Raw genomic sequence first — 25575 nt, 5'->3', positions numbered from 1 at the left:
ATCAATCCCTCCGATCTGCAATCATGTGCCAGTGCCAGGACCCAGGTTTTCTATGCAACTTGTCTTCCAGAGAGCGAAGTTCAAATGCCTCGAAAAGGTGAACCAGCTCGGCAGCTGAACAGTAAAAATGTGGATGGTCCTTGTCGTCGTCCCCTTCTTTAACAAAAGTATCGGGAGCGATCTCTGTACCGAGTCCGAAATTGCTGTTCCGTTTTGAAAGCATCGTGCCCTGATAGGTCCCACCCGGCTTCAGAACGCGAGCAATTTCGGTAATCGCCTTTTTCACGACATCCGGGTTACCGTGATAGATGACGTTGAAAGACAAGACATAGTCAAAGCTGTTGTCCTCGAATGGCAATGCTGTCATCGGCGCGACTTGTGTCCGGACAGCGAGCCCAGACTCAGCAGCACTTCTTTGGACTTGCGTAAGCCCCGTTTCAGATAGATCAATCGCATGGGTTTCAAAACCGGCCCGCGCAAAAGCGAGCGCATGCCGCCCCACACCGCAGCCGAGATCGAGGGCTTTTACCGGTGCGTCTGCCTGCAGCTTTTCGATCAAACTTGCAACGTCCTCATTGGGACGCGTCCAATCGGCTCTTCCCTCTTCCGTTTGCCAGCGTTTATCCCAGGCTAGGTGAGCTGTATCGGTCCTTTGCTGAATTTGAGATTCACTCATCGCGAGGTTCCTTCCAATAGACGTGTGCGGCTAATGCTTCCGATCCTCTCAACGAGAAGAACCAGAATGAAAATCATCAAGATGATGGTCATGGCGAGTTGATAGTCGAAAAAATCCATAGCCACTTTCAGTTCGATGCCGATCCCGCCCGCGCCAACGAGGCCGAGTACGACTGACGAGCGAGTGGCCTTTTCAAGAGCGAACAAAGACGTCGTTATGAACGTGGGCATGGCTGCAGGAACGACGGCGCAAAAGACAGTGTCTATTTTCCTGGCACCAGCTGCCGTAAGAGCCTCCTGGGGCCCTTTTTCAGCATCTTCCATTGCTTCGGCAAAAAACCTGCCACAGAAACCAATGGTGTCGACCGCAATAGCAAGCGTTCCTGCGAAAGGCCCCAAACCGACTGTAATGACAAAGACCAGCGCCCAGACCAGATCTGGAACAGTGCGAAAAAATGCAATTAGCAACCGCGCACCAGTGTAGATGGCTCGAGATGGCATCGAGGTGCCGATCAATCCTCTGGCGGCCAGTATTGCCAGCGGGAGACTTACAACGATACCGATAAAAGTGCCGGCAAGTGCCATCTGAAATGTTTCCAGCAAAGCTCCGGAAAGTTGCGGCATTCGTTCAAAAGAAGGAGGCCAGGCGCGTGCTAGAAAGTCCGCCATTGCCGGACCACCTGAGACAAGTGCTGAAACCGACCAACCCGCTCCCTGAAACGCCCAGATCATAAATGCGGCCAATGCCACATATGTGGTGAACCGCAATGCACCCGGTCGCTCAATTCTGCCTGGCAACTTGTGCGCCACTGTGTGTCCTCGATCAACCATAGTGCTTGTTGAGGTCCCCTGAATGGAGGGTTGAACTTGGCGCGTTCAAAACAATTTCGCCCTGCTTGATCGCTAAAATCCGATCCGCATAGTCGAGCGCTTGCTGAACATTGTGCGATGTAAACAGCAGCGTGATCCCTTCTTCGCGGGTCAACTGGTGAAAGAGATCCATCACTTCCCTACCGGCGACAGGGTCAAGGCTAGCGACTGGTTCGTCTGCAACGATCATTCGCGGCCGTTGCATCAAGGCTCTCGCTATGGCGACGCGTTGCGACTGCCCCCTGAAAGTTGATCGGCTCGCTTCATCGCCTGATCAGCAAGGCCAACCCGTTCAAGGCAAGCCATTGCCCGAGCACGCAATTCGTACGAAGTAAACGAGTGCGACCATCCGCGAATTCCACCGGAACGACCAAGATTGCCATGAACAACATTTGTAAGCGCGGACAATCGCGGCACGAGATTGTGTTTTTGAAAAACAAAGCCGACTTCAGCCCGTACTGCCCTGAGCTGTTTCTGACCCGCACACGAGATGTTTTCCTCAAAAAGAGAGACTGTCCCAGCTTCCGGTTCGATCAGCCTTAATGCACAGCGCAGAGCAGTAGATTTACCGGCACCGTTGGAACCGATCATTGCCACGGCTTCGCGGTGATGAACTGCAAATGTAACTCCGCAAAGAACGGCCTGACCTTTGCCGAAACTCTTGTGCAAACCCGACACGTTCAAATCCACGGAAGTACTGGCCGGCACCGGAACCGGGTTTACCGCCGGAGCTTTCGCACCGGCGGACTTGAACAGGGCTTGCGCCATCATTCGCCAATAAACTTGTCGTATTGCGGGAAGCCGGCTGTGGTATACATGGACCGGACAAGATCGTAAGCACCGTCTTCGATGGCAACCAGATCCATTCCACCATACTTGTCGTTTTCCTCATGCGATATGATCGCCGTGATGATGGCGTCCTTGTTGTCCAGAATTGCCTCGCGAACATCTTCCGACAGGGACTTATCGACATGCGAAGCGACCATCAGCATGTCATTTGGGAGATCACCGGAACGTGCAATCACCCGAAAAAAGCCGTTGGGAACGGTTTCATCTTTGTTTCGCACACCTAGCCAGGAATTGTGATTGATACCCATGCCGGCAACATCGCCTTTTTTCAAAGCTTCATGGGCGATGTTGCGAGAAGTATGCAGATTTTCGACGTCTTTGACGGGATCCACGCCATAGTCTGCCATCAGCTGCATCGGACAAAGCATATTGGACGTCGAACCGATATCACCGAATGCGACCTTTTTACCCTTGAGATCCGCTGGCTTGGTGATGCCACTGTCTGCACGCACAACGATTGCACAGAAATAGTCAGGACGACCAAGTCCGACGAGCGGGGTCGCTTCGGTAAGTTTGTTGATGACGATGTATTCGGCCGGACCGGTAACGACAAAGTCGACGCGTTTGGCGCGCAGAGCTTCAGCTGCTGCCGTGCGGCTTGTGACCGGAAAAAACTCGAAAGAATGATCGGTTGCGCTCTCAAGAGCCTCTTTGAAAGGACCCCATTCAACCTGCAAACGCTCCAGCCCTTCAACATCAGTAACCGCGAGTTTGAATGTATCAGCGAAAGAATATGAAACAGACATCGCAAGCGCTGCAGCCGCGAAAACGGCGGATTTCAAGATACTCATTGTGGGAACTCCTCATTTTGCTCAACCGAAGTGGCGAGCAAGAAGAGCGTAGCGACTAGCAAGTCTTTGAATGTGAAATTATCATGTAAATTTTACGAAATTTTCCAAAAAAGAAAAAAACGTCAAATTACAATATTATGAAAAAAGGGAATTTATGTTTGTTTTGCCTTCTTTTACTCCTTTACCGGCAAACAAAACGGATGAAGTTTTCACAAAATTTCATAAAAGTATAACCGTTTAGACATCTGAACCGCCAGGTTTATTGCTAGTTGGCACTCCGTTTTCCGGAGGGGCCAATGTTACTCGTTGAACAGCTATCCAAACAGTTCGGGGACCTGACCGCGGTCGATGCGGTGTCTCTTGTCATTCCCAAAGGCCAGATGGTCGGCGTTATTGGTCGTTCAGGCGCAGGCAAATCCACGCTGTTGCGGATGATCAATCGGCTGACCGATCCAAGCCAGGGATCTATTGTTTACGAAAGTCAGAATGTCACAGCCTTGCGTGGCCGCGAGCTCAGGCTTTGGCGTGCATCCTGTGCAATGATTTTCCAGCAATTCAATCTCGTCGAGCGCATGGACGTCCTGACCAATGTCATGGTGGGACGGATAGCTCGCACTGGCTTCATGCGATCGATGGCGCGCTCCTTTACCGAAGCAGACCGAAGTCGTGCCATAGACGCGCTGGACCGGTTGGACCTGGTGCCTCAAGCGCTGCAGCGTGCAGGAACATTGTCCGGCGGACAGCAGCAAAGAGTTGCGATTGCCAAGGCCCTCGTTCAGAACCCGCGCATTATGCTCGCAGATGAGCCTATCGCCTCGCTCGACCCGGCCAATGCCACACGCGTGATGGATGCGCTTCGGGAAATCAACCGGTCCGATGGCCTTACCGTTTTGGTCAACCTGCACACACTCGACACGGCTCGTGCGTATTGCGACCGCATTATCGCCATGCGCGCTGGACAAGTGCGGTTTGACGGTGCGCCGGAGGCATTGACCAGCGAAAAAGTCAGAGAAATCTACGGTGCCGGCGAACTCGGCACTGACTTCAACGAAGCCGTGACGTCGACGTCGATTTCCTCCGGCTCGCATCGCCCGCAAATCAAGGCCGTTGGAACCTGAAATCCGCGGAAACGAAGCTTCGCTTTCGCAAACTCGGATCGGCACATGCCGTATCAACCGCCGGAAGCCCGGCATCAAAGGAGCACTACGATGAAGGTCATTCTCGCAGCAGCAGTATCTGTTGTCGTCCTCGCCGCCTCCCCGGCAATGTCGGAAGGCTGGAAAGATCAGTACAAGACCGTCAAATTCGGCATTCTGTCCGGCGAAAATGAAAAAGACAGGATTGCGCGCTACACACCGTTCGAGAAGTATCTTGAAAACCAGCTCGGCGTGGAAGTCGAGATCTTTACCGCCGGCTCCTATGATGGTGTGATCCAGGCAATTGCGGCCGATCAGATCGAGTTCGCATTTTTTGGCTCGTCTTCATATGCGGCCGCCTATACTGAAACCAATGGTGGCGTCGTTCCGCTGGTGTCCCGGCTTCAGAAAGATGGTTCCACAGGCTACTACTCGGTGGTCGCGGTCCGCTGTGACAGTGGCATTGAGGCGCTGGAAGACCTCAAAGGCAAAACCCTGGCCTTTGCCGACCCGGATTCCACATCCGGCTACGCTGTTCCTTATTTCAACCTGGCCAAGCAGGGCTTTGATCCAAAAACGTATTTTGGAGCCGTTCCATTTTCTGGCGCACACGAAACCGGCGTCCTGGGTGTCTACAACAAACAGTATGATGCGGCAGCCACCTACATCACCAACGAAGCCGACGGCATTCCGCAACGCATGGTCACCAAGGGTATGATTGAAGATGGCTCGATCTGTATCATTTGGAAGTCTCCGGAAATCACCTCCGGCCCACTTGCCGCACGCGCCAATCTGCCTGAAGACCTGATGGCCGACATGCGCAAGGCCGTCATGGATATTCCGGAAAATGACACTCTGGCTTTCATTGAAATGACCGGTGGTGAAGACTCTACCCAGGAGGGCTGGATCGAAGTCGATCACGATCGCTACCAGTGGATTGTCGACATGCGCGACTGGCTGAAAAAACAGCGTCGCGGCGGCTGATAGGCACGACTGGAGGGGTGTCACGGCACCCCTCTTCCCGACAAACCGGACCTGATAGTCATGACCTCAGCATCACCTGCTATTCAGCAGTTCGAGCTTGATTACGCCGCCGCGCGCAAGTCGGCCCTGCGCACGAACACGATATCAACGGTGTTTTTTGCACTCTGTTTTGTCGTGACTGCATGGATGGGCGGTTTCTTTGACATGACGGATGTCACACTTGCCAACGGCGACAGAGTGTCGATGTGGAAGATCTGGGCCGGACTGCCGCGTCTCGGCGAATATCTCTACAAGACACTGCCTGTGCTGCATTGGGAAACCCTGTGGGGCGATCTGGTCAATTGGTTCTGGCGCTGGAAAATCTGGCTGCAATTGCTCGTTGAAACCATTCTGATTGCCTATATGGCGACGCTCCTTGGAGTTGTCGGCGCATTCTTGCTCAGTTTTCCGGCAAGCCGCAATCTGGCACCCAACCGGATCATTTTCAACGTCACCCGCCGATATCTTGAGATCATACGCACCGTCCCCGATCTCGTCTGGGCACTGATTTTCGTTTTTTGTTTCGGCGTGGGCCCGCTTGCCGGGGTGTTGGCGATCGGACTTCACGCAACCGGCGCGCTCGGCAAGCTTTACTCCGAAGCCAACGAAAATGCAGACATGCGACCGGTTGAAGGCATCAAAGCCTCAGGGGGATCCTGGTTCGATCAGATCCGTTACGGCATCGTTCCACAGGTCATTCCGAACATCATCAGCTACACGCTGCTGCGCTTTGAAATCAATGTGCGCTCCTCCTCAATCATCGGTTTTGTCGGAGCAGGTGGCCTGGGTCAAGAAATCCGGGTTGCCATGTCACTGCAGGAATACACCGATCTCTCGGCATTGTTCCTCATCATTTTTACAACCGTGATCGTCATCGACATGCTGAGTGAAAACGTTCGTCACCGGATCATCGGCCTGACCGGAAAAGGGGTTTGATCGTGAGCGACACATCTTCCGATCTGCAAAGAGCCAGATCTTTGGTGCCCGATGCCTTTGTAACGTCTCGCCGGACCAAACTCCTGCGCTTCTTGGGCACATCCGCCTTCATTGTTCTGACGGGTTGGTGCCTGTGGGCGTTCGATTTCTCGCCCATGCGAATAGTTGAAGGCGTAACCCGTTTCGGCAATGTGCTTTCCTTCATGTTTCCCCCTCATGTCTGGCAAAGCTGGACCGAATGGCAAGAGATCCTCAAAGGTCTTGGTGAGACTGTCGCAATGGCCTTCATGGGCACATTGCTTGGAGCGGTCGTTGCATTTCCGCTCGCGTTTCTGGGCGCCAAGAACATTATGCCGGCGTCATGGTTCCGTCTTGGTATACGGCGCGGCTTTGATGCGCTGCGGGCGGTTGAACAGCTGATCCTTGCTCTTGTTTTCATCCGCGCCTTTGGCTTGGGACCGTTGGCTGGCATTCTGGCAATTGCCGTGTCGGAGATCGGGACATTTTCGAAGCTCTTTTCTGAAGCCATTGAAAACACATCGAAGAAGCCCGTCGACGGCGTAAAAGCTTCCGGTGGCGGCAAGCTTCAAACGGTTCGCTTTGCGGTCTTGCCACAGGCGCTTCCCGTCATCTTGTCGATAATTCTCTATAATTTTGAATCCAACACACGCTCAGGAACGATCCTCGGCATAGTCGGTGCCGGGGGCATTGGCTTCCTGTTGGCGGACAGGATCAACGCCTATCGCTGGCCTGAGGCCTGGACCATTATCTTCCTGATCGTGTTCATGGTCTATCTGATCGACGGATTTTCTGGTTTCTTGCGCAAGCACATCATCGGCAAGGATGACCGGACAAGATCCTGAAACGGCTCGGTCACGCCACCTAAACGCGCCAGCCGAGCAACCGCCTTTCCAGAATTCCAATCCCTGCACTGACGATGACGCCAAGAAGCGAGAGAATGACAACACCCACAAAGAGTCGCTCAAGATCGTAAAGCGAACCCGCCTCCAGAATATAAGCGCCAATGCCGTATTCAGCGCCCAGCATTTCAGCTGCGACCAACAGAATGATTGCAATGGCAAGGCTGATCCTTAGACCTGACAAGATGCCGGGCATAGCTCCGGGCAAAACGATCTTGCGGACGATTGAAAGCCAGGACAGCCCGAAGCTCTGCCCCATGCGAATAAGGGTACGATCAACATTGTCGACGGCACCATAAGTCGCAACGACAGTCGGCGTGAACGTTCCAAATGCAATCAGAGCGTATTTGGACCCCTCACCTATTCCGAACCAGATGACAAAAAGCGGTAACAGGGCGATTTTCGGGATTGGAAACAATGCGGCAACCAGCGGCACGAGACTAGATCGCATGACCGAAAACAACCCGATCAGAACACCGATACAAATGCCCAGGAGCACACCGAACGTCGCGCCAATCACCAAACGGCTCAAGGACGGCAAAAGATGCTTGAACAACAAGCCGCTGGAATAGAGTTCACCAAAGGTTTCCAGCACGTCGGAAGGCCGCGGCAATGTCAGCGCGGTAATCCAGCCTGTCCTTGTACCCCATTCGGCAATTGCGATCAGCAGAACAAAAACCAGCACGCCGATCCAGCGACGGTTCTTTGGAGCAAAGCCCCCGCCCCGAAAGGCCACGGGCTGTCTTTCAGCGACGGCTGACCCTTTGGTTTCGTCCTTATGAATCTCAGACATTCATCAACTCCGCATCCGCGGCCCGCGCTTCTTCACGCATTAAGCGCCAGAGATATCTTTGCGGTTCATCGAGTTCCGGGTCACCGAACTCCCGAGCCGGCAAAGGCTTGTCGATTTCAACGATTTCCTGAATTTGCCCCGGCCGCCTGGAGAGAACGACAACCTTGTGCCCAAGACGAACTGCTTCGGCAAGATTGTGTGTCACATAAACGGCAGTGAACGGCTGACGCGACCAAAGGTCGACAAGATCGTCCATCAGGAGTTCCCGCGTTTGACTGTCCAACGCGGAAAGTGGCTCATCCATCAGCATCACAGCGGGTTTGACCGCAAGTGCACGGGCGATGGCAACGCGTTGTTTCATGCCCCCTGAAAGCTGCTTGGGCAATGCCTTGGCAAAGTCCGTCAGTTTTGTCCGTGCCAGGACATCCTCGATGATCTCGCGCGCCGCCGTACCACGAATTCCATGATCTTCCAGAACCAGCGAAACGTTCCCGGCGACAGAGCGCCAAGGCAACAGTGCAAAGTCCTGAAAGATATAGGTCAGCGGATTCAGGCACCCTTCGGGTGCTTGTCCAAGCTGGACAACTCGACCGGATCGAGGCCTCTCCAGCCCGCCGATGAAACGCAGCAAGGTCGATTTTCCGCAACCGGACGGACCGACAATACAAACGATTTGCCCTGCGGGAATGTCGAGAGTGACATCCCGCAGAACTTCAAAGTCATCATAATGATGGCTTATGCCTTCAAGGCGTATATCCATGAACTGCCCGTATCAAAACCTTGGCTCGAAGAGTTTTTCGCCGCGGCGAACAAATCGGCTTCATTAGCCGCCAATGGTTTCAACATAGGAAGTGTCCACAAGCTGGTCGATCGTGATGTCCTTGTCGACAAGGCCTTCTGACTGGAACCAGCTGAGTTGATCCTGCACCGAAGCAAGGTTCAAAGCAGCCCCTTTGTTCAACCGCATCGTTCCATTGATGATCGAAGGAGCAGCCTTTTCCCGCGGACGGTCGGTGTAGACGTATTTGTGGATCAGGTCGATCATCTCGTCCTGACTGGCCGTGCCGTCGATCATGGCAGCGGCATAGTCGTCGACACCTCTGGAAAAGCCTGAAAGGAAGTCTTTCGTCAGCGCCTTTTCGTCTGCCGCATTGCCCGCGGACGTAAAGACGGTCGTGACCTGATAGTCAGGCAGATAGTCAGAGACGTCGCCTACGATATGCCAGGCACCAGCCTTTGCCAGAGGTTTGGCAATGTGCGGAACGATTGACCAGCCATCAACCTGCCCGGATTTCATGGCTCCGATGATCGCACCGACTTTTTGCAATGGTGTAAAGGAAAGCGAAATGCCTTCTTTTTCGGCCATCTTCGCTCCCATGTAGTGGAACGATGAGCCCGCCTGCGTAACTGCATACTTCTTGCCGTCGAGGTCCTTCAGGCTCTTTGTTCCTGCCTGATAGGAAGCATCGGAAATCAGGAATTTCTGACCGTCAATGCCCTTTTCTTCACTAAGCGCCCCGCCAATCACCTTGATCGCCCCTTTGTCGGCGAGACTGATCAAGCCGCCGGAAATCGCGGTGACCGCATAGTCGACATCGCCCGAGGCAATCGCGACGGCCATTGGCTGCGCGGCCTGGAAGAACTGAAACTCAACGTCCAGGCCCGCATCGGCAAAATAACCGCGCTCAAATGCGATAAAGCTGCCGGAGTGAGACGTGAAGCGCAATGCCCCAACCTTAATCTTCCTGTTTGACGCCAATGCCGGTGCGGATAGTCCTGTCACCGTTGCCGCGCCGATCAAGCCGAGTGTTTGGCGGCGATTGAATTTGGTCATTTTGTTTCCTCCCTGGTGTCGTTCTTAAGTCGTTTGGAGTGCTGCACGGATGTCTTCTTCCAATGTTGACAGTGCCAATTCATCGTTACGGGCTAGAATTGCCTCACGCAGTAATTGATGACGTTTTTCGCGCACGGCAAAGTCGATTTGTCCCTCACGTAACAAAGCGAGCAGATACCGCCGCGACTGGTTGTAAAACTTGTTAGCGGTTTCGATCAGGCGACGGGACCCGCAGGCTGAAAGAAGTGCCGCAGATAAAACCCGGGAGGCTTCATCCCAATCCAGAGCGACCGCGTCATTGGGTGTTTCTTGAACTGCAACATCGGCGCGGTGCAAGCCATGAAATGCCGCAACCACCCGCGACTCCCAGGCTACATTGCCGTTTCGCAGGGACCGCTTCAAGCCGAGCCGTTCAGTCTCAATCCGCATAAGCAATATGTCTTGAAGGTCGTCTTCCGTCGCCGAAGTCACCCGAAACCCGCGCTGATTGGTTGCCTCGACCATGCCTTCTGCGGCCAGGATCCTCAAGGTCTCGCGCATGGAGTGGTTCGAGCCGCCATAGCGCTGTCGAAGAGCCTCGATTTTCAGCCTTTCGTCAGGCCGCAGGACACCGAAAGAAATATCTCTCCGGATCGCCGAAGATAACATGGCGACAATTGTCGCATCAGTGCCTCCCCGATCGCTGAAAAGCATTTTATGCCCTAATTTAAAGAATGTTGGATATTTATGTGTTTCATTGACTATTTTGTCAATGACGAAGCCGCGCACCGGCGCTTGCCAGCTGAGCGCAATTCTCCAAGCATATCCACCGCGTGGTTGGTCTTAATACACACGCCGCCCGCAAAGCCAGGCTTGCTTCACGAAGGGGTGTCCATCATGCAACCCGACATGAAGAAGATCTGCCCGCTTTCCTTGAATGATTTCACCCCGATCGGACAGGCCCGCAACGTGAGCAGGTGTCTTGGAGACCAAGCGTATGGCGGATGGCAGATCAACTCCAAACGCCTCGTTCTGTGCTGCCATGAATGCACAGTCCAGAAGCGAGCGAGGCACATAGTCCGACGCCAGAATATCGACGAGGTTTTCTGCCATGAGATCGCTTACAGCGACATTCCCTGATTGAGATCCGCCTCGAATGACATTCGGAGCACCTCCAACCACATGCATGCCGTGTGTTTTCGCCTTGCGCGCGGCGTCCAGCGTGCAGGGAAACTCGGAAATCAAGATCCCTTCGCCGATCGCTTCGTCAATGTGTTCAAGTTCGGTGTCGTCGTGGCTGAGCAATGGCAGTTTGTGCGCGTGTGCCAAAGCAACGACTTCCGGGCGGACTTTCGCGCTGATTGCGTCTGAAAAGTTCAAAAGTTCCCGGGTAACGCGTTCAGCTTCCTGCCGCGACTCGCCGGTATCAGCCATTCTGCGCCCTATATACCCCTCGATATTCTTACTCTGACGGCGCCCGGGAAGGTGTTCCATCACCGAAACCATGCGCACAATGTTCTTGCCAATATTTTCCTCGGTTAGGCGGGTCGTCTCGGCGTCGGTAATCTCGCAACGAAGATGGACCAGATGTTCGGCGCGCAGCATACCTGCACTCTGTGCCTTTTCCAGAGCATCAATCATCGGTGCCAGGATTTCGCGCCGTTCCGGGTTCTTGATGGTTGCGCCAACACACAGACTGTCGAAAACGGTCGTGATACCGCTGCCGATGATTTGAGCATCATGCGCCATAGCCGCCCTGAAAGGATCCCAGCGCACATGGGCGCGTGGAAAGACATGCTTCTCAAAGTGGTCCGTGTGGATGTCCACGAGGCCCGGCACAAGATAGTCGCCACCGAGGTCTTCGCCAGCTTGAGGGATCGCACCGGTATCAACGGACACGATGACACCATCCGATACAGAAACGTGACCGGAGACAACTTCATCACCCAGCACAAGCCTGGCGTTTTTCAAGACAACGAACTCGCTCCCAGATGGAATGCGCTTATCGGCGAATGTCATGAGGTCTCCTCTGGGCACGTCCCGTTAAATCAGGTTGGTTCATCAGTGAACAGGCGGGAATCCAATATCTTTCAAAAAACGAAACAGCCTTCTACCCCCGTTCCCCGTTAGAATTGTGACAGCTCTCAAACGCGAGCATGACAATTCGGGAAGTGAGCCAGAAGGCTGCAACGACGTCTAAAAGTGCATAAAGCTCGTCAGCGCACCATCGTCAGCCGATTCCAATCGGCATAATCAGGCGAACCTTCTCGCCGGATGTCGCCATGGTAGCCATATTCGACCATGTGGACCATAACGCTGGTCTCGTTGACCAGCACAACGGCGTAACTCTCAGGCAAGTCAGACGCACTCAGGTTTCCCTGGTTAGCGAAATCAGGCCAACCTGCATGATTGGTCCCTCGCGGAGCGCTGAACGGGACACCATGCAACGATCCAGACAGCGGCAGATGGCAATGGCCGTGAAAAATGTGCCTGACCTTGTCGCGATACTCTTTGATCAGCGCTGCAAAGGCCTCGTGATCCTGCAACATTATCTTGTCCATTGGCGCAATACCGATCGGAACCGGATTGTGATGCATGAACAGAAAAACCGGTCCTGACGCCGCCCTCAGTTGCCCTTCGAGCCAGTTGCGCCGCGCTTCACAATAATGGCCCGCATGCGAGTCCGGGCCCCAGGTATCGAGTACAATTCCGGTTCCAAGCGGCATATCGAAGACAGACTGGACAAACCCGTTCTCGTCGACCAGTTCGGGAAAGACAGAGAGAAACACATCTCTCTCATCGTGGTTTCCGATGCAAAGCTCAACCGGGACCGAAACACCTGAAAGCGTCTCCTTAAGCCGGACATAATCCGTGCGGTCTCCCCAGTCGGAAAGGTCTCCTGTTATGATGAGTGCATCTGCATCCGGGTGCTGAGTGAGCGCGTGATCAAGCGCCTTATTGAAATTTTCATTGGGGTCCCGACCACCGATCGTACTTCCAGGTGTGGTCAAATGAATGTCAGTGAGTTGAATGAGTTTCACCGCGTTCTCCGTTGATTAAATGGCAAAAACGCCGCCCGGTTTCCGGGCGGCGTTTCAGTGAAACTGATACCTAGTTGCCTTCAGGCAGCAGTTCCCTGACCTCTTCGGCCATTTCTTTTTGCAGCTCACCCATGTCGTCGAACTCGCCCGTTACGACACCCTCAAGGCCGTCATAAATCACCTGAGTAACCGCCAAACCGTTGTCACCTGGATAGGCCTGCCAATCGCGCAGCAGCGGCAACTGGCGAACCGCGGTTTCCTTGTTCGGGTTCTCTTTGTAGAAATCGGCAAGGATCACTTCGTTTGCGGCCTTGTTCGGCGGCATATAGCCGGTGGTGCGCGCCACTTCGGCGGCACCCTGACCGGATGTGATGAATTTCAGCCACTTCCAGGCTGCCTGCAGCTCGTTTGGGTCGGTGCTTGTAGACACAAGCATGGCTGCATTGCCGCCAGCAGGCAGGCCTTTCGGGCCGGTTGCTTCAAATCCCGGGAACTCATTGGTCTGGAGCACAAAGTCGCCTTTGGCTCGCTCTACGGCACCCAGTGCTGAAGTGGACCAGTACATCATGCCGATTTCACCGGCTGAAAAAGAGGCAAGCGCCGCTTTCCATTCGATGTTCTGCATGTCGCAGCCACGAAACAGGGATTTCATGGTTTCGAGTGATTGCAGCCCCTCATCCGATGCGATCTGGAAATCACCATCTTCCATGGTTGGTTTGTCCTGCGACCACATCAACGCCTGCAGGAACCAGTTGCCGGTGATGTTCCAGCCCCAGAACATTGGATTCTTGACACCGGCTTCGCGCAGCTTGCCGCACGTTGCGACAACTTCTTCCCAGGTCTTGGGCAGCTGATCCACTGATGTAATGCCTGCCTTGGCCATCACATCCATGTTGTAGTAGCCGACCGGAAGCGAGACCGAAAACGGCAGACCATGCACGTTGCCGTCAAACGTGCCGAGCTTGAGCATCGCATCGTGATAACCGTCCTTGGCGAAGTCTTCCTCGGCCTCGATGAAAGGCTCTAGTGACTTGGCAATTCCTTTTTCAACCAGGATTGCCTGACGGTTCAGACCCTGCATCGTGACGTCCGGCAGCGTGTCTGCAACGGCTTCACGCAAGATCGTGTTGGTGCCGTCTTCATAAGACTCGTAGGAAGCGCGAATTTTCACTTCAATGTTGGGGTACTTCTCATTGAAGAGTGGAAGGATCTTCTCGTATGTCACGTCGAACAGATGCGAATAAGGATAAGCAAATTCGATCGTGATTTTCTCGTCCTGAGCTTGCGCCGAACCTGCGGCCAGCACAAAAGCAATTGCAGTGAGACACTTTTTCATGAAATTCTCCGTGGTGTTGCCACGGGTACGGCTTGGTCGCCAAACTGTCCGCACCCGGTTTATCCCTCAAGGGATCTGGTAACGGGGCCGCTGCTCTGCGGTGGCCCCGCCTTTTATTCAAATGACCGGTTCCTACTTCATCCCGCTCAAGGTGATGCCTTCGATGAAACGGCGCTGAGCGATCAGGAATGCCACGATCAGCGGTGCTACGATGATCGTGGCGGTCGCCATCATCGGCCCGAAGTTATCGCCATCGGCGTCGCCTTTGAACTCACGCAGACCGAGCGGTGGTGTGAACAGGCTGCGGTCGCCTGTAATCACGATGCGCGGCCAGAAATAGTCGTTCCAGTGAGCCACCACCGAAAAGATCGCGAAGGCCAACAGCGCCGGGATTGCTGTTGGCAGCATCACATTCCAGATGATGGAAAATTCGCTCATTCCGTCCATGCGCGCTGCATCGATCAAGTCATCGGGAACGGTCATGAAGAACTGGCGCATCAGGAAGATGCCAAAGACTGAAATAGTCCAGGGTATGATCAGCGCTGCATAGGAATTGGTAAGTCCCAGTTTCGCCAACATGATGTATAGCGGCAAGGCGATGGCATGAACCGGGATAAGAAGGCAGAAGAGCACGAGTCCGAAAACAGCTTCCCGTCCCCAGAAACGAAGTTTCGCAAGTGCATAGGCACAGGGCAGCGCGACCAGAACCTGAATGAAGAAGATTGATGTCGTGACCACAATCCCGTTGAAAAGATACCGAATAAGCGGGGCTTTCTCGAAAGCTGTTGTGTAGTTGTAGATAACCGGCGTCACCATGCAGTCAGCAACGGCGTTGCCAAGCTTGATGCAATAATCATCGCGGAAGAGTTCCTGCGCTCCGAAAAATCCGCCGGTATTCTGCATGATCTCGGCAGGGCTTTTGAGGCTGTAACTCACCATCACGTAGAACGGCAGCAAAACGATCAGACTGCCCAGGATCAAGACCGCGTGTTTCAATGCCTCACCGGCAGAAAAACGGAACGTGGGCGCACTGAAAGCCGAATGTGCCGCGTGCATTGTCTCGCTCATGTGTAGTGCACCCTTCTTTCCACCAGCCAACGCTGGACAACCGTCAAAAACATGACGAATGCCAGGAACACGACAGTGATCGCCGCCCCGATACCCATCAGGTTTTGCTGGATGGCCTTTTCATAGATTGCGAACATCATCACGTAGACTGACTTCGATGGCCCCCCACCCTGCGGATAAAACGCTTCGACCGTGTCAAACACCTGGAACGAGCGGATGAAGGAAATCGTGACGACAAAAACCGTTGTCGGCCCTAGCATTGGCCAGGTCACCAGGCGAAATCTGTCCCAGGCCGTTCGCGCACCATCCATTTCTGCAGCATGGTAAAGTTCGCGCGGAACCGAAGTCAGGCCGGCGAGATAGAGCACCATATTGAAGCCGAAGCCCTGCCAGACGCCGATAAAGGCAACTGTCCAGATGGCATAGTCCCTATCCGTGAGCCAAAGCGGAAAACCGCGCTCGCAACCGCGCGAAAACCAGCTCCAGACCTCAAGAAACGATCCGCATCCGCGTTCAAGCGTTGCATTGACGATGCCAATGGTCGGATGGAACGCGAATTCCCAGACAATCGCCATTGCGATGAGCGCTGCCATAACCGGTAGGAAATAGACGGTTTTGTAAACGTCGCTGAAACGCTTGGTAGAGCTGATGAGCAATGCAGCTCCCAACCCCAGACCGACTGACAAAGGCACCACGACAAAGACGTAGCGAAAGGTGGCTCCAAACATTTTTTCATAGGTGGAGCGAGTGAAGATCTTCTCGTAATTTTCCAGCCCAACGAAGTCCGCACCGGAATTGCCCAAACTGTAGCTGGTGAAACTCAAGGCACCGGCAACCAGAATGGGTAACAGAAGAATGACGACCATCAAGAACAAGGCCGGACCGACAAACCAGAAATGCGCCCTGCTGGATTGCATCATGCAACCTCCGCCACGTGTGTGGCGGTTGACGCCAGGTCGAGGCGTTTTCCGTTTTTGCCAAAAACCATTGCACAGCCGTCCAAACGTCTGACGTGCAATTCGTCGCCAATGGAAATGCTGTTGCCTTCATTGGGCTGAACCCGAGCCACCAATCGGGAAGCCCCATCAAGTACGGTCATATGGAGGTAGATGTCCGCACCAAGATTTTCCCGGTGAACCACTCTGCCGCTCAAGGATTCCGCATCACCCTTTTCGCAAACTGTCAGATGTTCTGGCCTCAGACCTATTGTCACCGAACCGACCACACCGTTTTCGGCAACCCTTGCAAGAACCATATCTCCGCAACGTGCGTGACCGGCATCATCCAGCGTGCCCGGCAACAGGTTGATTTTCGGCGCTCCGACAAATTCGGCAACGCGGATGTCCTGCGGATTGTTGTAGATCTCGTCCGGTGCTCCGAGCTGCAGAATCTTGCCGTCCATCATCACCGCCATCCGGTCGGACATGGTCAATGCTTCCGCCTGATCGTGTGTGACATAGATGAAGGTGGTCTTGAGCGATCGATGCAGTTCGGCAAGCTCAGAGCGCATGTGAATGCGCAGCGCGGCGTCAAGGTTTGAAAGAGGCTCGTCCATCAGGAACGCCACCGGCTTGCGGACCATTGCCCGGCCGAGCGCCGCCCGCTGACGCTGACCTCCCGAAAGTTGACCCGGCTTTCTGTCGAGCAAATGATCGATTTTCAGAACTTTTGCCGTTTCCTGAACTTGTTCCAGGATTGCCCTATAAGAACTGCCGGCGATCAGGGGTCCGACAATAGGCATGCGTTCCACAACCGAGAGATCCCGCAGCTTCAGCGGCGTCATCATGTTCTGCGCCACGGTCAGATGCGGGTAGAGTGCGTAGGACTGAAAGACCATCGCCAGGTTCCGGTGGGCCGGTCGAACGCCATTGACCGGCTTTCCGCCAATTTCCACCACGCCTGTCGTTGCGGATTCGAGCCCCGCGATTATGCGAAGAAGCGTGGACTTGCCGCAGCCGGAAGGGCCGACAAGCGTCAGGAACTCTCCGTCTGCAATGTCAAGATTGATTCCCTCAAGGACTTTCGTGTCGCCGAAGTTTTTCTCAATCGCCGATAAGGAGATCGCCGTCATCTAAGTGCTCCTGTTTCCAAGGAGACACTAGTGAGGCCGATTGAACTGTCTGTGACGTAATATTAGCGTCGCTAATGCAGGCTACGGTTTGGCAAAGTCATCATTACGGAACTGTCATGACAGCCTCGCCAAGCCCTTATCAAATCAAGGCCTTCACCTTTGCTGCCCGCGTGGGGAGTATTTCCAATGCGGCAGCAGCTCTCGGTGTCACGCAATCATCTGTCACCCAGCATATTTCCAAGTTGGAAGTTCATATGGGAACGCAGCTTTTCATACGCCGCAGAAGCGGACTTGAACTTACAAGGGCCGGAAGAGAGCTTTTTGCCGTGTCGGACCGACTTGCGACCATGGAACAACTCGTCACCGAGAAAATAAGCGACTACAGCGCCCTCACCGACGGACACATACGTCTAATCGCCAATGCGCCGCGCCCTGCAATGCCCATTATTGCTCAATATGGCAGGCTCTTTCCCAAAGTTCAGATCGATTTCACGCTCTACAACTGGACGACCGCCATGACCTTGCTGGGTGAACGTCAAGTCGATATCGCTATCGTCACCGAGCCTGAGGAAAGTCAGTCCATTGTGACCCATGAATTGCGACGTTCCAGGTACAAGGCCCACATGCAGAAAGGCCATCCTTTGGCTGCACGCAAAAAATCTCTCTGGCAGATCTTCAACATGAAACTTTGGTTCTGCCCGAAGACGGATCCCTTACACAAAAGATTGCCCGCTCAAAACTGATCGACCATGGACTGGAGTTCCCCAGGATATTGCGGACGACGACCTTTCCAATGGTGAAGGAAGCGATCCTGCATGGGCTCGGCATCGGGCTTCTCTTGGAGAAAAGTCTTTATCCTTCCGAAAACATTGTCGCCGTTCCGGTTGAAGAAATGCCGGAAGAATACCGCGATTGCCTTGCCATTCCGGCAGATAAACGCGAACTGCGCCTTATTCAAAGCTTCCTGGACGCCGCGATCGAAGTTCGAGCAAGCAACATTCTCTGACGATCCGTGCAAGACCAGAAGAAAACAATCTGACACGTTCCCTAAAGTACGGTGTCCGATGAGCTCTTTCCGATCTCCCGATTCGAGGATCTGGAACCTCTTTTTGCGAAAAATTCCGGTTCGCATTTGGGTGCATAGTGACTGCTTCGCGGGCAGAAGCGCCGAAATTATAGTTAACCCAGCGTTAATTTTGGCGTTAAAATGGCAGTTAAGCACAATTTCGTTGCACATTGGCAACACTGGCAACTATTAGTATTAGCAGGGTTGCAACAGTCCTTTGGAATGTATGCAACGTATAATAATGTGCTGACATCTTTAACTTAGTGGCGTCGTGGGCAATGCGTATTATTCCGGCACTCTTGATGAGTGTGTGCTTGGTAGATTTTTCGTTCGCTGCCGACCTCCGGCAAGTCGTTCAGGAGGCGGTTTCGACCAGTCCCGACGTGCTTGAGAGCGCGGCGAACAGGCGTGCTCGAAATTTCGAATACCGCAGATCGCAGGGCGCGTTCTTGCCGACGGTCGGTGTTTCTGCCGAACTCGGACCGGAAAGACTGGACCGCCCGAATTCATTCACAGCGAATGAAAACGACGAGTGGCGATTTTCAAAAGAGTTCACGGTAACAGTCGAGCAGCTGATTTTTGACGGACTGACCTCGGTAAATGAAGTCTACCGCCAAAGCGCGCGCGTCGATGGAGCAGCCCTGCGCGTTATGGAGCGCTCCGAAGCAACCGCCCTTGATGCTGTCGAATCTTATGTAGACGTTCTGCGCCACACCGCGATCTTGTCCAAGGCTCGCATGAATGTTGCAAAACATCGCCGGATCTACTCCGACGTTCAGCAACGCTTTGAGGGCGGGGAAACAGGCGCTGCCGATCTCTCACAGGCAAGAGAACGTGTTGCAGCAGCTGAAGTGATCGTCAGTGAAGTTCGCAAGTCTCTGCTCGATACTGTTGCCAAATATGAGCGCGTTGTTGGCAAGAAACCAGCTTCTCTCGCACCGGTCAAGCCGGCGAGCCTGCCACCTGGCTCTGTAACACGACTGGTTGACAGTGCCGTTCAGACGCACCCGACAGTTCGCGCAGCGATTGCCGACGCGGACGCGGCCAAGTACGAATATGAGTCCACCAAGGGCAATTTCCTTCCCGAAATCTCTCTTCGCGGTCAGGCGACCGTAGGCGATGACATTGGCGGGATTGAGGGACGCAACAACGAATATTCCGGTAAGGTTGTCTTCTCCTGGAACATCTTCAATGGCGGCCGTGATGCCGCTCTGACCAATGAATACGGTGAGCGCCTTGCTGAAACCCAGATCCGGGTGGATCGTGTCCGCCGGGAACTCAAAGAAGGCATCGAACGCTCTTACGCCTCTGTAAGCACAACGACAGAACGTATTAAGGCCCTGCGTGAACAGCTTGCAGCCAACCGTCAGGTGGTCGAAGGCTATCGCCAGGAATACGATATCGGCCAAAGAACCCTGCTTGATGTTCTGAACGCCGAGAATGCACTCTTCAACAGTGAAATCGAGTTGATTTCCGCGCGCGCGATCTACGCTTTCTCAACGTATCAGTTGCGTGCCACGACGGGTGATCTACTGGCGTATTTGAGCGTGTCGCCTCCTCCGGAAGCAACCGACGGTCAGCGCGACAACAGGTCGGTTTTCCCGCAGAATGCCAACTTCGGCATCGAGCCATTACGTAAATTCTAACACTTGTCGGGCAGATTTTGTTTGCCGGGTCCCGGCAAGCAACAATGCATCTTAGTGCACCGCGTTTGCTTCAACTCGCTGTAAGCGAGCTGTCGCCTGCTTGAATGTCAGGCGATACTAACGACATATGCGGTGACAAAGCCAACGAGCCAGTGCCCGATATGCTGCAGCACGACACCGACCAGAAAACCGAGGATGCGGTCTCGCAGTCTTCCAAAAAGCCAGACCAGCTTGCTGAGGCCCTAAAGTATATTGCGCGCGTCCATGGTTATCATGTCACAGATTCTGTGATCTGGAATGGGCTGCCAAAAACACAAGACACTCTTACGATAGGCATTTTAAGTCGGGCCGCTGCGAATTGCGGCCTCAAGATCTTGCCCGACAAAAAAGATCTGGACGCCATTCCGCTGGCCGCCCTGCCCTGCATTGTGGCAACCAAACACTCTGAAATGCTGGTCCTGACCGCCATCAATTTCGAAGGTGGCACGGTTGAGCTTGCATCTGCAGAATACGCAACGGGAACCCTGCGCCGTTCTCTGGATGATTTTTTGAACGACTACAGCGGGTACGCAATTTTCGTTCAGCCCTCTGTCGATAAAACCGGCGTAAGCGAACGCACGCTTGGTGGACAAGGCCATTGGTTCTGGAGCACGATTTCGTCTTACTGGCGTGACTATGCTCATGTCGCTCTTGCAGCGCTGCTCATCAACCTCCTGGCCCTCGCCTCGCCGCTCTTCACAATGAACGTCTATGACCGCGTCGTTCCGAATTTTGCAATCCCGACGCTTTGGGCGTTGGCCATCGGCGTTATTCTCACCCTCATATTCGACTTCATTTTGAAGGTCGCACGGGGCCAGATCATCAATGTTGCCGGCAAACAGGCCGACAATGAATTGGCCAGCAAAGTCTTTGCCCATGCGCTGGCCATTGATTTTGAAAAGAGGCCAGTCAGTTCCGGACAGTTTGCCAACCACATTCGTGAATTCGAGACCGTCAGGGAATTCATCACATCTTCCTCGCTGGTATCCATCATCGATGTGTTTTTCATCGGCATTTTTGTTGCCGTGCTGTTCTTGCTTGTCGGTCCAATCGCGATAGTTCCCCTGATTGCAATTCCCATTGTTCTGGGTATCAGCCTTCTGGTGCAGGCCCCCCTGTCCGGTGCTATCGAGAAATCCCACAATGAGAGCGCCATAAGACATTCGATCCTTGTGGAAAGCATCGCGAACCTTGATACGGTTCGGGCCCTCAATGCAGAAGGCCGCATGCAGACCAAGTGGGAGCGGTCGGTCGCCGCCAGCAGTGCCGCCATCATGACAGGTCGTTTCTGGGCGCTGATCGCTCAATCCGGAACCGGACTTGTTCAGGCCTCGGTGTCAATCGGCATCATAGTCTGGGGCGTCTATCTCATATCCAGCGGCGATATCACAATGGGTGCTCTGATCGCGGCCATGATGCTTTCCGGCCGTGTTCTGGCGCCGCTCGCCAATGTCGCCAACACCTTGACCCGCCTGAGACAGACCATGCATTCGTTCAAGATCCTGAACGAAATCATGCAGACCGAGACGGAACGCAAGCCCGGCAGAACCTATATCAACAAACGCATCGCCTCAGGTTCAGTTGAATTCAAAGGTGTCAGCTTCCGCTATCCGGAGGCGGAAGACGACAGTCTGAAAAACATCTCCTTCAAGATTGCGCCGGGTGAAACCGTCGGCTTGATCGGTCGGGTTGGCTCAGGGAAGAGCACGATCGGCCGCCTCACCTCAGGACTTTATTACCCCTCCAATGGTGCGGTGCTGATAGACGGCACCGATACCCGGCAGTTCGATCCCGCGGATCTGAGGTCCAATGTCGGCTTCCTGTCGCAGGACAATGTGCTTTTCAGCGGCACCGTCCGTGAGAATATCAGTGCTGGAGACCCGTTTGCCGATGACGACGCGCTGATCCAGGCTGCAAGAACCGCCGGCGTTGACGAATTTGTTGCACAGAACCCGCTCGGCTATGACCTCCAGGTTGGTGAAGGCGGAAGGTTCTTGTCGGGAGGGCAAAAACAGGCCGTCGCATTGGCGAGAATTCTCTTGCGTAAACCACGCGTACTGTTCCTGGATGAGCCCTCCAGTCATCTGGATCTTGCGTCGGAACGACGGTTGATCGCGCGTCTTAACGAGAACAAAAGAGCCGACACGACTGTTATCATCAGCACACATCGCATGAGCCTGGTCGAATTGACGGATCGTCTGATTACGCTTGACTACGGCAAGCTTGCACTGGACGGCCCACGCCAGGATGTCCTGAAAAAACTTCAGGAGCTGGGGGCCGTGAACAATCAGAACACACGGGGGACTGTATGATGGCCTCCGGCGATTGGAACTACGCAAACGACATTCGGGACATCATCCAGACACGCCCACCGAGATATACGACCAACGTCATTCGCATCGGACTGGTGCTTTTCGTGGTCGCGCTTCTCTGGGCCTATTTCGCCTCGATAGAAGAGGTCACAAGAGGCGATGGCCGTGTCATTCCCTCCAGACAGATCCAGGTCGTGCAGGCACCGGACACAGGCATCGTTGAGAAGATATTCGTCCGGGAAGGCGACATCGTTGAAGAGGGCCAGGCGTTGATTGAAATCGACGACACGACCTTCTCCTCCCAGCTTGGTGAAATCAGGCAGCGCCGATGGGCTCTGATGGCGCGTATTGCCAGACTGGATTCAGAAGCGGACCAGCTTCCGCTGGAATTCCCTGAACTTCTGACAAAAGCGGTTCCGGAACTGATTGAAGAAGAAGAGAACGTCTACCGCGACAAGAAAATAAGCCTGGACAACGAACTGAGCGTTCTGCGCAATCAAGCTTCCCAAAAGGAGCAGGAGTATCAGGAGCTGTTGGCGACGGAAACCAAGCTGGAATCCATCATCGAGATCCTCAAGCGGGAAGTTGAAATCAACCAACGGCTTTTTGAGCGCAAAGTCCTTCCCGAGATTGAGTTCCTCCGCCTTCAACGTCAATTGAAGGAGAGCGAAGGTGAACTCGCAGTCACCAAGGCGTCCGTTAAGCGCGCCCTCGCCGCCAAGGAAGAAGCCAAGGAGCGGTCACGCAACGCAACCTCGACCTTTGTTTCCGAGGCCCGCCAGCAGCTTGCAGAGGCGCGTGGTGAGCTCGCCGTGATCAATGAAAGCATGAAAGGCGCTGCCGATCGTGTTCGCCGGACGGAGCTGGTGTCCCCCGTAAAAGGCATTGTGAACAAGCTGAACATCACGACAATCGGCGCTGTCGTGCAACCAGGCGCGGATCTGGTGGAAATTGTTCCCCTTGAAGACACGCTTTTGATCGAAGCACAGATCCGCCCGAAAGACGTTGCATTTTTACATCCTGGCCAGAAGGCGCAGGTCAAGATAACCGCTTACGATTTCTCGGTTTATGGCGGACTTGAAGGATTCCTGGAACGTATCAGTGCAGATACCACGGAAGATGAAGAAGGTAATCGTTTCTTCCGGGTCATGATTAGAACAGATAAAAATTATCTTGGTTCAGATACTGATCCTTTACCAATAATACCAGGAATGGTGGCATCCATAGATATATTAACCGGTGAGAAAACGGTTCTGGATTACATCTTAAAGCCGATCAAAAAGGTACGGGACGAAGCACTCAGGGAGCGCTGACGTCTCGACATATAATGAGGCGATCGGCAGATGGAACAGAGTGCAACCGCGTCGGCAGTGCCGGCAGCGAACAGGAAAGTTGTGCCCAAAACCTGGCAAGCGCTTATTTGCGCAATTGCTCTGCAAACGGCTGGCTCCACCGCGACAGCGGAAGAGACACTGCCGGGCGTTGACGATGTTCAGGTCATTCTTCAAGCATCCCTGCTTGATACGGCACGTGCATCGGCTAAACCCGCCGTATTGCATTTCTCACCGATTTCAACGGCACCGACGGCAAAACCGGTTGAGCTGCAGAAAGTGCGAATTGGCCCTCTCGCCAAGCCGCAGGTTTCAGCACCGGCTGTAAAGACTTCGGCTGTGGCAGTCCAAAAACCCGTTAAACGCACGGTCTTGAAACCGACGCGCCTGTTCGGGTCTCTTGGAAAGTCAGTTGCGCTCAGTCCTGTCAGCAAACGTTGGCAGCGTGCCCTGGGTGAGCTGAACGCCGATCAAAAAGGGACTGCCGGCAGCCGTCACAGTTTTCGCACCTATACCGCCATCCTGGATCAGGTGAAATCCAAGCGCCGCGGCCTGCAGATCCCGAAGGTAAACTACATGGTCAATCGGCTCCTTGCCTATCGCGAGGACCACAGGCTGTGGAAGGCAGGCGAATACTGGGCCAGCCCCGTTGAAAGCCTGAACAAACGGGCGGGCGATTGCGAGGACTACGCAATCCTGAAATACGCTCTGCTGCGGGACCTCGGCGTCAAGGACAAAGACATGCGCGTCGTCGTTCTGCGCGATACGGCTGCACGGCAATATCATGCTGTTCTGTCAGTCAAGCATGAGGGCAAATGGCTCATTCTAGACAACCGGTTTTCCAGAGTGCGCTTTGAACGTGATCTCCCGCATTATCAAGCGCTCTACTCGGTCAATGCTGCCGGTGAATGGTCACACGATGCAAAGGCCGGCAAGCCTGTCCGCCTTGCGGCAAGACTGAAATCGGCAAACAAATAGGATCCTTTTTCGGTCAGCGCAGAGCTGCTGGATCCATGGAAAACCCTGCTGGCTCAAGCGATTTGCTCTCCCCAAACCCGGGGAGAGCGTGATATAGCCAGTTTATGGTCGACCAAATCAAAAGTGCCGCGATTCGAAAGCCGTCCAAGCTTTCATCCGCCCTTTGCTTAGGCATTGGCGGTTGCCTTCTCGGCGCTCTGATTGCAGGCAGTGGTGTCTACCTGGCCGCTCATCAGGAAACACAGATTTCCCGCCAAATAGCCGCACTTAACGCCGAACGCAGCCAACTCTTGGAGGCGCTGAGCGAAGCAAGGCTCACAGCCCCTCGCCTGCGGCTTGAAGAACTGGCATCTTTGCCCCTGCTCTCAGAATATCTCGAGATTGCGAAAGCGCAGCCTGACAGCCTCGATGCGCGGGAATTGAAGGACTACCTTCAAACCGTTCTGGATGCCGCTGGTGAGGAAACGGGCTTTGGCCGCATTGCACTTGAAACCTCGGACGGCGACGAACTGCTTATCTCTGAAAGCTTCGCTGCAGGTTCGGAGATTGCCGAAACACCAAAGCTGGAAGCCGCCGTTCCCGGATTTGACAACCCGGACACGACCATCGGCCGCATCGCTGGCTACCTGCCGGAAAGCACCCTGACCATTCTGCTTCCGGACAGTACAAGCGGCACCGACGTTACAGCCAGCACGCAGTCTGAAACCGAAGGCCTGGCGAACCAGCTGGGCGCGCCAAACGCAACACGCATCCTGGCAATCGTTGCAGGCCTCGCCACAGCCTTACTTGGTCTTTTCGGCGCAGCGCTTCTTCGAAAAAACCAGACCAGCACGTCAGCTTAAACAGCTCCACACAACGAAATCTCATTGAAACACACGACG

23 protein-coding genes and 2 pseudogenes are annotated in these 25575 nt (G+C 54.1%); 10 read left to right on the top strand and 15 right to left on the bottom strand.

Annotated elements, in window-relative coordinates:
• Position 1: 1 nt before the first annotated feature.
• The 5 genes and pseudogenes from ACZ1HV_RS27460 to ACZ1HV_RS27440 form a co-directional block, all read right to left on the bottom strand.
• A complete protein-coding gene (locus tag ACZ1HV_RS27460; RefSeq protein ID WP_472716913.1) occupies positions 2–676 on the bottom strand; it encodes a class I SAM-dependent methyltransferase in 675 nt (224 codons plus the stop codon).
• Positions 673–1485: a phosphonate ABC transporter, permease protein PhnE gene (gene phnE / locus ACZ1HV_RS27455; RefSeq protein ID WP_298965801.1), complete on the bottom strand. Its 813-nt coding sequence runs from the start codon at positions 1483–1485 to the stop codon at positions 673–675. The genes ACZ1HV_RS27460 and phnE (ACZ1HV_RS27455) overlap by 4 nt, the downstream gene beginning before the upstream one ends.
• Before the next feature lie 13 nt (positions 1486–1498).
• Positions 1499–1750 carry a hypothetical protein gene (locus tag ACZ1HV_RS27450; RefSeq protein WP_472718511.1) on the bottom strand — a complete coding sequence of 84 codons (252 nt, stop codon included), beginning with the start codon at positions 1748–1750 and terminating at the stop codon, positions 1499–1501.
• An 18-nt stretch (positions 1751–1768) separates the two neighbouring features.
• Positions 1769–2136: pseudogene (locus ACZ1HV_RS27445) on the bottom strand (ATP-binding cassette domain-containing protein); the annotation flags it as partial.
• 176 nt (positions 2137–2312) lie between these two features.
• Positions 2313–3185, bottom strand: coding sequence for a phosphate/phosphite/phosphonate ABC transporter substrate-binding protein (locus ACZ1HV_RS27440; RefSeq protein ID WP_298986837.1), 873 nt, complete (start codon positions 3183–3185; stop codon positions 2313–2315).
• A 296-nt stretch (positions 3186–3481) separates the two neighbouring features.
• Between ACZ1HV_RS27440 and phnC the strand changes: the two genes are divergently transcribed.
• The 4 genes from phnC (at position 3482) to phnE (ACZ1HV_RS27420) (ending at position 7143) form a co-directional block, all read left to right on the top strand.
• Positions 3482–4303, top strand: coding sequence for a phosphonate ABC transporter ATP-binding protein (phnC, locus tag ACZ1HV_RS27435; protein ID WP_472716912.1), 822 nt, complete (start codon positions 3482–3484; stop codon positions 4301–4303).
• A gap of 90 nt (positions 4304–4393) precedes the next feature.
• On the top strand, positions 4394–5305 hold the full coding sequence (phnD, locus tag ACZ1HV_RS27430) for a phosphonate ABC transporter substrate-binding protein (protein ID WP_298818050.1): 912 nt from the start codon (positions 4394–4396) through the stop codon (positions 5303–5305).
• A 60-nt stretch (positions 5306–5365) separates the two neighbouring features.
• Positions 5366–6280 carry a phosphonate ABC transporter, permease protein PhnE gene (phnE, locus tag ACZ1HV_RS27425; RefSeq protein WP_472716911.1) on the top strand — a complete coding sequence of 305 codons (915 nt, stop codon included), beginning with the start codon at positions 5366–5368 and terminating at the stop codon, positions 6278–6280.
• 2 nt (positions 6281–6282) lie between these two features.
• Positions 6283–7143, top strand: a complete 861-nt coding sequence (gene phnE, locus ACZ1HV_RS27420; RefSeq protein WP_298818046.1) for a phosphonate ABC transporter, permease protein PhnE — start codon at positions 6283–6285, stop codon at positions 7141–7143.
• A 19-nt stretch (positions 7144–7162) separates the two neighbouring features.
• Here phnE (ACZ1HV_RS27420) and ACZ1HV_RS27415 read toward each other — a convergent pair whose 3' ends face one another.
• The 10 genes from ACZ1HV_RS27415 to ACZ1HV_RS27370 form a co-directional block, all read right to left on the bottom strand.
• The gene (locus ACZ1HV_RS27415; protein WP_472716910.1) at positions 7163–7993 is read right to left on the bottom strand and encodes an ABC transporter permease; all 831 of its coding nucleotides are present in this window, start codon (positions 7991–7993) and stop codon (positions 7163–7165) included.
• Positions 7986–8753 (bottom strand): ABC transporter ATP-binding protein, encoded by a 768-nt coding sequence (locus tag ACZ1HV_RS27410; protein ID WP_298818042.1) that lies wholly within the window; start codon positions 8751–8753, stop codon positions 7986–7988. Before ACZ1HV_RS27410 ends, ACZ1HV_RS27415 begins: the two co-directional genes overlap by 8 nt.
• 63 nt (positions 8754–8816) lie before the next feature.
• Positions 8817–9827: an ABC transporter substrate-binding protein gene (locus tag ACZ1HV_RS27405; protein ID WP_472716909.1), complete on the bottom strand. Its 1011-nt coding sequence runs from the start codon at positions 9825–9827 to the stop codon at positions 8817–8819.
• 24 nt (positions 9828–9851) lie between these two features.
• The gene (locus tag ACZ1HV_RS27400; protein WP_472716908.1) at positions 9852–10520 is read right to left on the bottom strand and encodes a GntR family transcriptional regulator; all 669 of its coding nucleotides are present in this window, start codon (positions 10518–10520) and stop codon (positions 9852–9854) included.
• A 129-nt stretch (positions 10521–10649) separates the two neighbouring features.
• A complete protein-coding gene (locus tag ACZ1HV_RS27395; RefSeq protein ID WP_472716907.1) occupies positions 10650–11825 on the bottom strand; it encodes an alpha-D-ribose 1-methylphosphonate 5-triphosphate diphosphatase in 1176 nt (391 codons plus the stop codon).
• A 197-nt stretch (positions 11826–12022) separates the two neighbouring features.
• The gene (locus tag ACZ1HV_RS27390; protein ID WP_472716906.1) at positions 12023–12847 is read right to left on the bottom strand and encodes a phosphodiesterase; all 825 of its coding nucleotides are present in this window, start codon (positions 12845–12847) and stop codon (positions 12023–12025) included.
• Between the two features lie 70 nt (positions 12848–12917).
• The gene (locus ACZ1HV_RS27385) at positions 12918–14183 is read right to left on the bottom strand and encodes an extracellular solute-binding protein (RefSeq protein ID WP_472716905.1); all 1266 of its coding nucleotides are present in this window, start codon (positions 14181–14183) and stop codon (positions 12918–12920) included.
• Positions 14184–14315: 132 nt separating this feature from the next.
• Positions 14316–15251, bottom strand: coding sequence for a carbohydrate ABC transporter permease (locus ACZ1HV_RS27380; RefSeq protein WP_298818031.1), 936 nt, complete (start codon positions 15249–15251; stop codon positions 14316–14318).
• Positions 15248–16171, bottom strand: a complete 924-nt coding sequence (locus ACZ1HV_RS27375) for a carbohydrate ABC transporter permease (RefSeq protein WP_298818029.1) — start codon at positions 16169–16171, stop codon at positions 15248–15250. The genes ACZ1HV_RS27380 and ACZ1HV_RS27375 overlap by 4 nt, the downstream gene beginning before the upstream one ends.
• The gene (locus ACZ1HV_RS27370) at positions 16168–17322 is read right to left on the bottom strand and encodes an ABC transporter ATP-binding protein (protein ID WP_472716904.1); all 1155 of its coding nucleotides are present in this window, start codon (positions 17320–17322) and stop codon (positions 16168–16170) included. Before ACZ1HV_RS27370 ends, ACZ1HV_RS27375 begins: the two co-directional genes overlap by 4 nt.
• Positions 17323–17396: 74 nt before the next feature.
• Between ACZ1HV_RS27370 and ACZ1HV_RS27365 the strand changes: the two are divergent.
• From ACZ1HV_RS27365 to ACZ1HV_RS27340, 6 genes and pseudogenes are all read left to right on the top strand, one after another.
• Positions 17397–18328: pseudogene (locus ACZ1HV_RS27365) on the top strand (LysR family transcriptional regulator).
• A gap of 338 nt (positions 18329–18666) precedes the next feature.
• Positions 18667–20034: a TolC family outer membrane protein gene (locus tag ACZ1HV_RS27360; RefSeq protein ID WP_298818024.1), complete on the top strand. Its 1368-nt coding sequence runs from the start codon at positions 18667–18669 to the stop codon at positions 20032–20034.
• A gap of 104 nt (positions 20035–20138) precedes the next feature.
• Positions 20139–22385: a type I secretion system permease/ATPase gene (locus ACZ1HV_RS27355; RefSeq protein WP_472716903.1), complete on the top strand. Its 2247-nt coding sequence runs from the start codon at positions 20139–20141 to the stop codon at positions 22383–22385.
• A complete protein-coding gene (locus ACZ1HV_RS27350) occupies positions 22385–23698 on the top strand; it encodes an HlyD family type I secretion periplasmic adaptor subunit (protein WP_298818020.1) in 1314 nt (437 codons plus the stop codon). Before ACZ1HV_RS27355 ends, ACZ1HV_RS27350 begins: the two co-directional genes overlap by 1 nt.
• 30 nt (positions 23699–23728) lie before the next feature.
• On the top strand, positions 23729–24694 hold the full coding sequence (locus ACZ1HV_RS27345; RefSeq protein WP_472716902.1) for a transglutaminase-like cysteine peptidase: 966 nt from the start codon (positions 23729–23731) through the stop codon (positions 24692–24694).
• 104 nt (positions 24695–24798) lie between these two features.
• Positions 24799–25536: a hypothetical protein gene (locus ACZ1HV_RS27340; RefSeq protein ID WP_472716901.1), complete on the top strand. Its 738-nt coding sequence runs from the start codon at positions 24799–24801 to the stop codon at positions 25534–25536.
• Positions 25537–25575 lie beyond the last annotated feature (39 nt).

The sequence above is a fragment of the Roseibium sp. JB4-4 genome (assembly GCF_055693425.1).
Note: the sequence above shows the minus strand (reverse complement) of the source record. Positions and strands in the feature narration are given on the sequence as shown.

Excerpts from the sequence above, each read along its gene's own strand:
- ACZ1HV_RS27415 (WP_472716910.1), bottom strand. The coding sequence starts at position 7,993 with ATGTCTGAGATTCATAAGGACGAAACCAAAGGGTCAGCCGTCGCTGAA.
- ACZ1HV_RS27350 (WP_298818020.1), top strand. The coding sequence starts at position 22,385 with ATGGCCTCCGGCGATTGGAACTACGCAAACGACATTCGGGACATCATC.
- ACZ1HV_RS27400 (WP_472716908.1), bottom strand. The coding sequence starts at position 10,520 with ATGCTTTTCAGCGATCGGGGAGGCACTGATGCGACAATTGTCGCCATG.
- ACZ1HV_RS27380 (WP_298818031.1), bottom strand. The coding sequence starts at position 15,251 with ATGAGCGAGACAATGCACGCGGCACATTCGGCTTTCAGTGCGCCCACG.
- ACZ1HV_RS27340 (WP_472716901.1), top strand. The coding sequence starts at position 24,799 with ATGGTCGACCAAATCAAAAGTGCCGCGATTCGAAAGCCGTCCAAGCTT.
- ACZ1HV_RS27405 (WP_472716909.1), bottom strand. The coding sequence starts at position 9,827 with ATGACCAAATTCAATCGCCGCCAAACACTCGGCTTGATCGGCGCGGCA.
- ACZ1HV_RS27360 (WP_298818024.1), top strand. The coding sequence starts at position 18,667 with ATGCGTATTATTCCGGCACTCTTGATGAGTGTGTGCTTGGTAGATTTT.
- ACZ1HV_RS27385 (WP_472716905.1), bottom strand. The coding sequence starts at position 14,183 with ATGAAAAAGTGTCTCACTGCAATTGCTTTTGTGCTGGCCGCAGGTTCG.
- ACZ1HV_RS27355 (WP_472716903.1), top strand. The coding sequence starts at position 20,139 with ATGTCAGGCGATACTAACGACATATGCGGTGACAAAGCCAACGAGCCA.
- ACZ1HV_RS27460 (WP_472716913.1), bottom strand. The coding sequence starts at position 676 with ATGAGTGAATCTCAAATTCAGCAAAGGACCGATACAGCTCACCTAGCC.
- ACZ1HV_RS27450 (WP_472718511.1), bottom strand. The coding sequence starts at position 1,750 with ATGCAACGGCCGCGAATGATCGTTGCAGACGAACCAGTCGCTAGCCTT.
- ACZ1HV_RS27375 (WP_298818029.1), bottom strand. The coding sequence starts at position 16,171 with ATGATGCAATCCAGCAGGGCGCATTTCTGGTTTGTCGGTCCGGCCTTG.
- ACZ1HV_RS27370 (WP_472716904.1), bottom strand. The coding sequence starts at position 17,322 with ATGACGGCGATCTCCTTATCGGCGATTGAGAAAAACTTCGGCGACACG.
- ACZ1HV_RS27395 (WP_472716907.1), bottom strand. The coding sequence starts at position 11,825 with ATGACATTCGCCGATAAGCGCATTCCATCTGGGAGCGAGTTCGTTGTC.
- phnD (WP_298818050.1), top strand. The coding sequence starts at position 4,394 with ATGAAGGTCATTCTCGCAGCAGCAGTATCTGTTGTCGTCCTCGCCGCC.
- phnC (WP_472716912.1), top strand. The coding sequence starts at position 3,482 with ATGTTACTCGTTGAACAGCTATCCAAACAGTTCGGGGACCTGACCGCG.
- ACZ1HV_RS27440 (WP_298986837.1), bottom strand. The coding sequence starts at position 3,185 with ATGAGTATCTTGAAATCCGCCGTTTTCGCGGCTGCAGCGCTTGCGATG.
- ACZ1HV_RS27410 (WP_298818042.1), bottom strand. The coding sequence starts at position 8,753 with ATGGATATACGCCTTGAAGGCATAAGCCATCATTATGATGACTTTGAA.
- phnE (WP_472716911.1), top strand. The coding sequence starts at position 5,366 with ATGACCTCAGCATCACCTGCTATTCAGCAGTTCGAGCTTGATTACGCC.
- ACZ1HV_RS27345 (WP_472716902.1), top strand. The coding sequence starts at position 23,729 with ATGGAACAGAGTGCAACCGCGTCGGCAGTGCCGGCAGCGAACAGGAAA.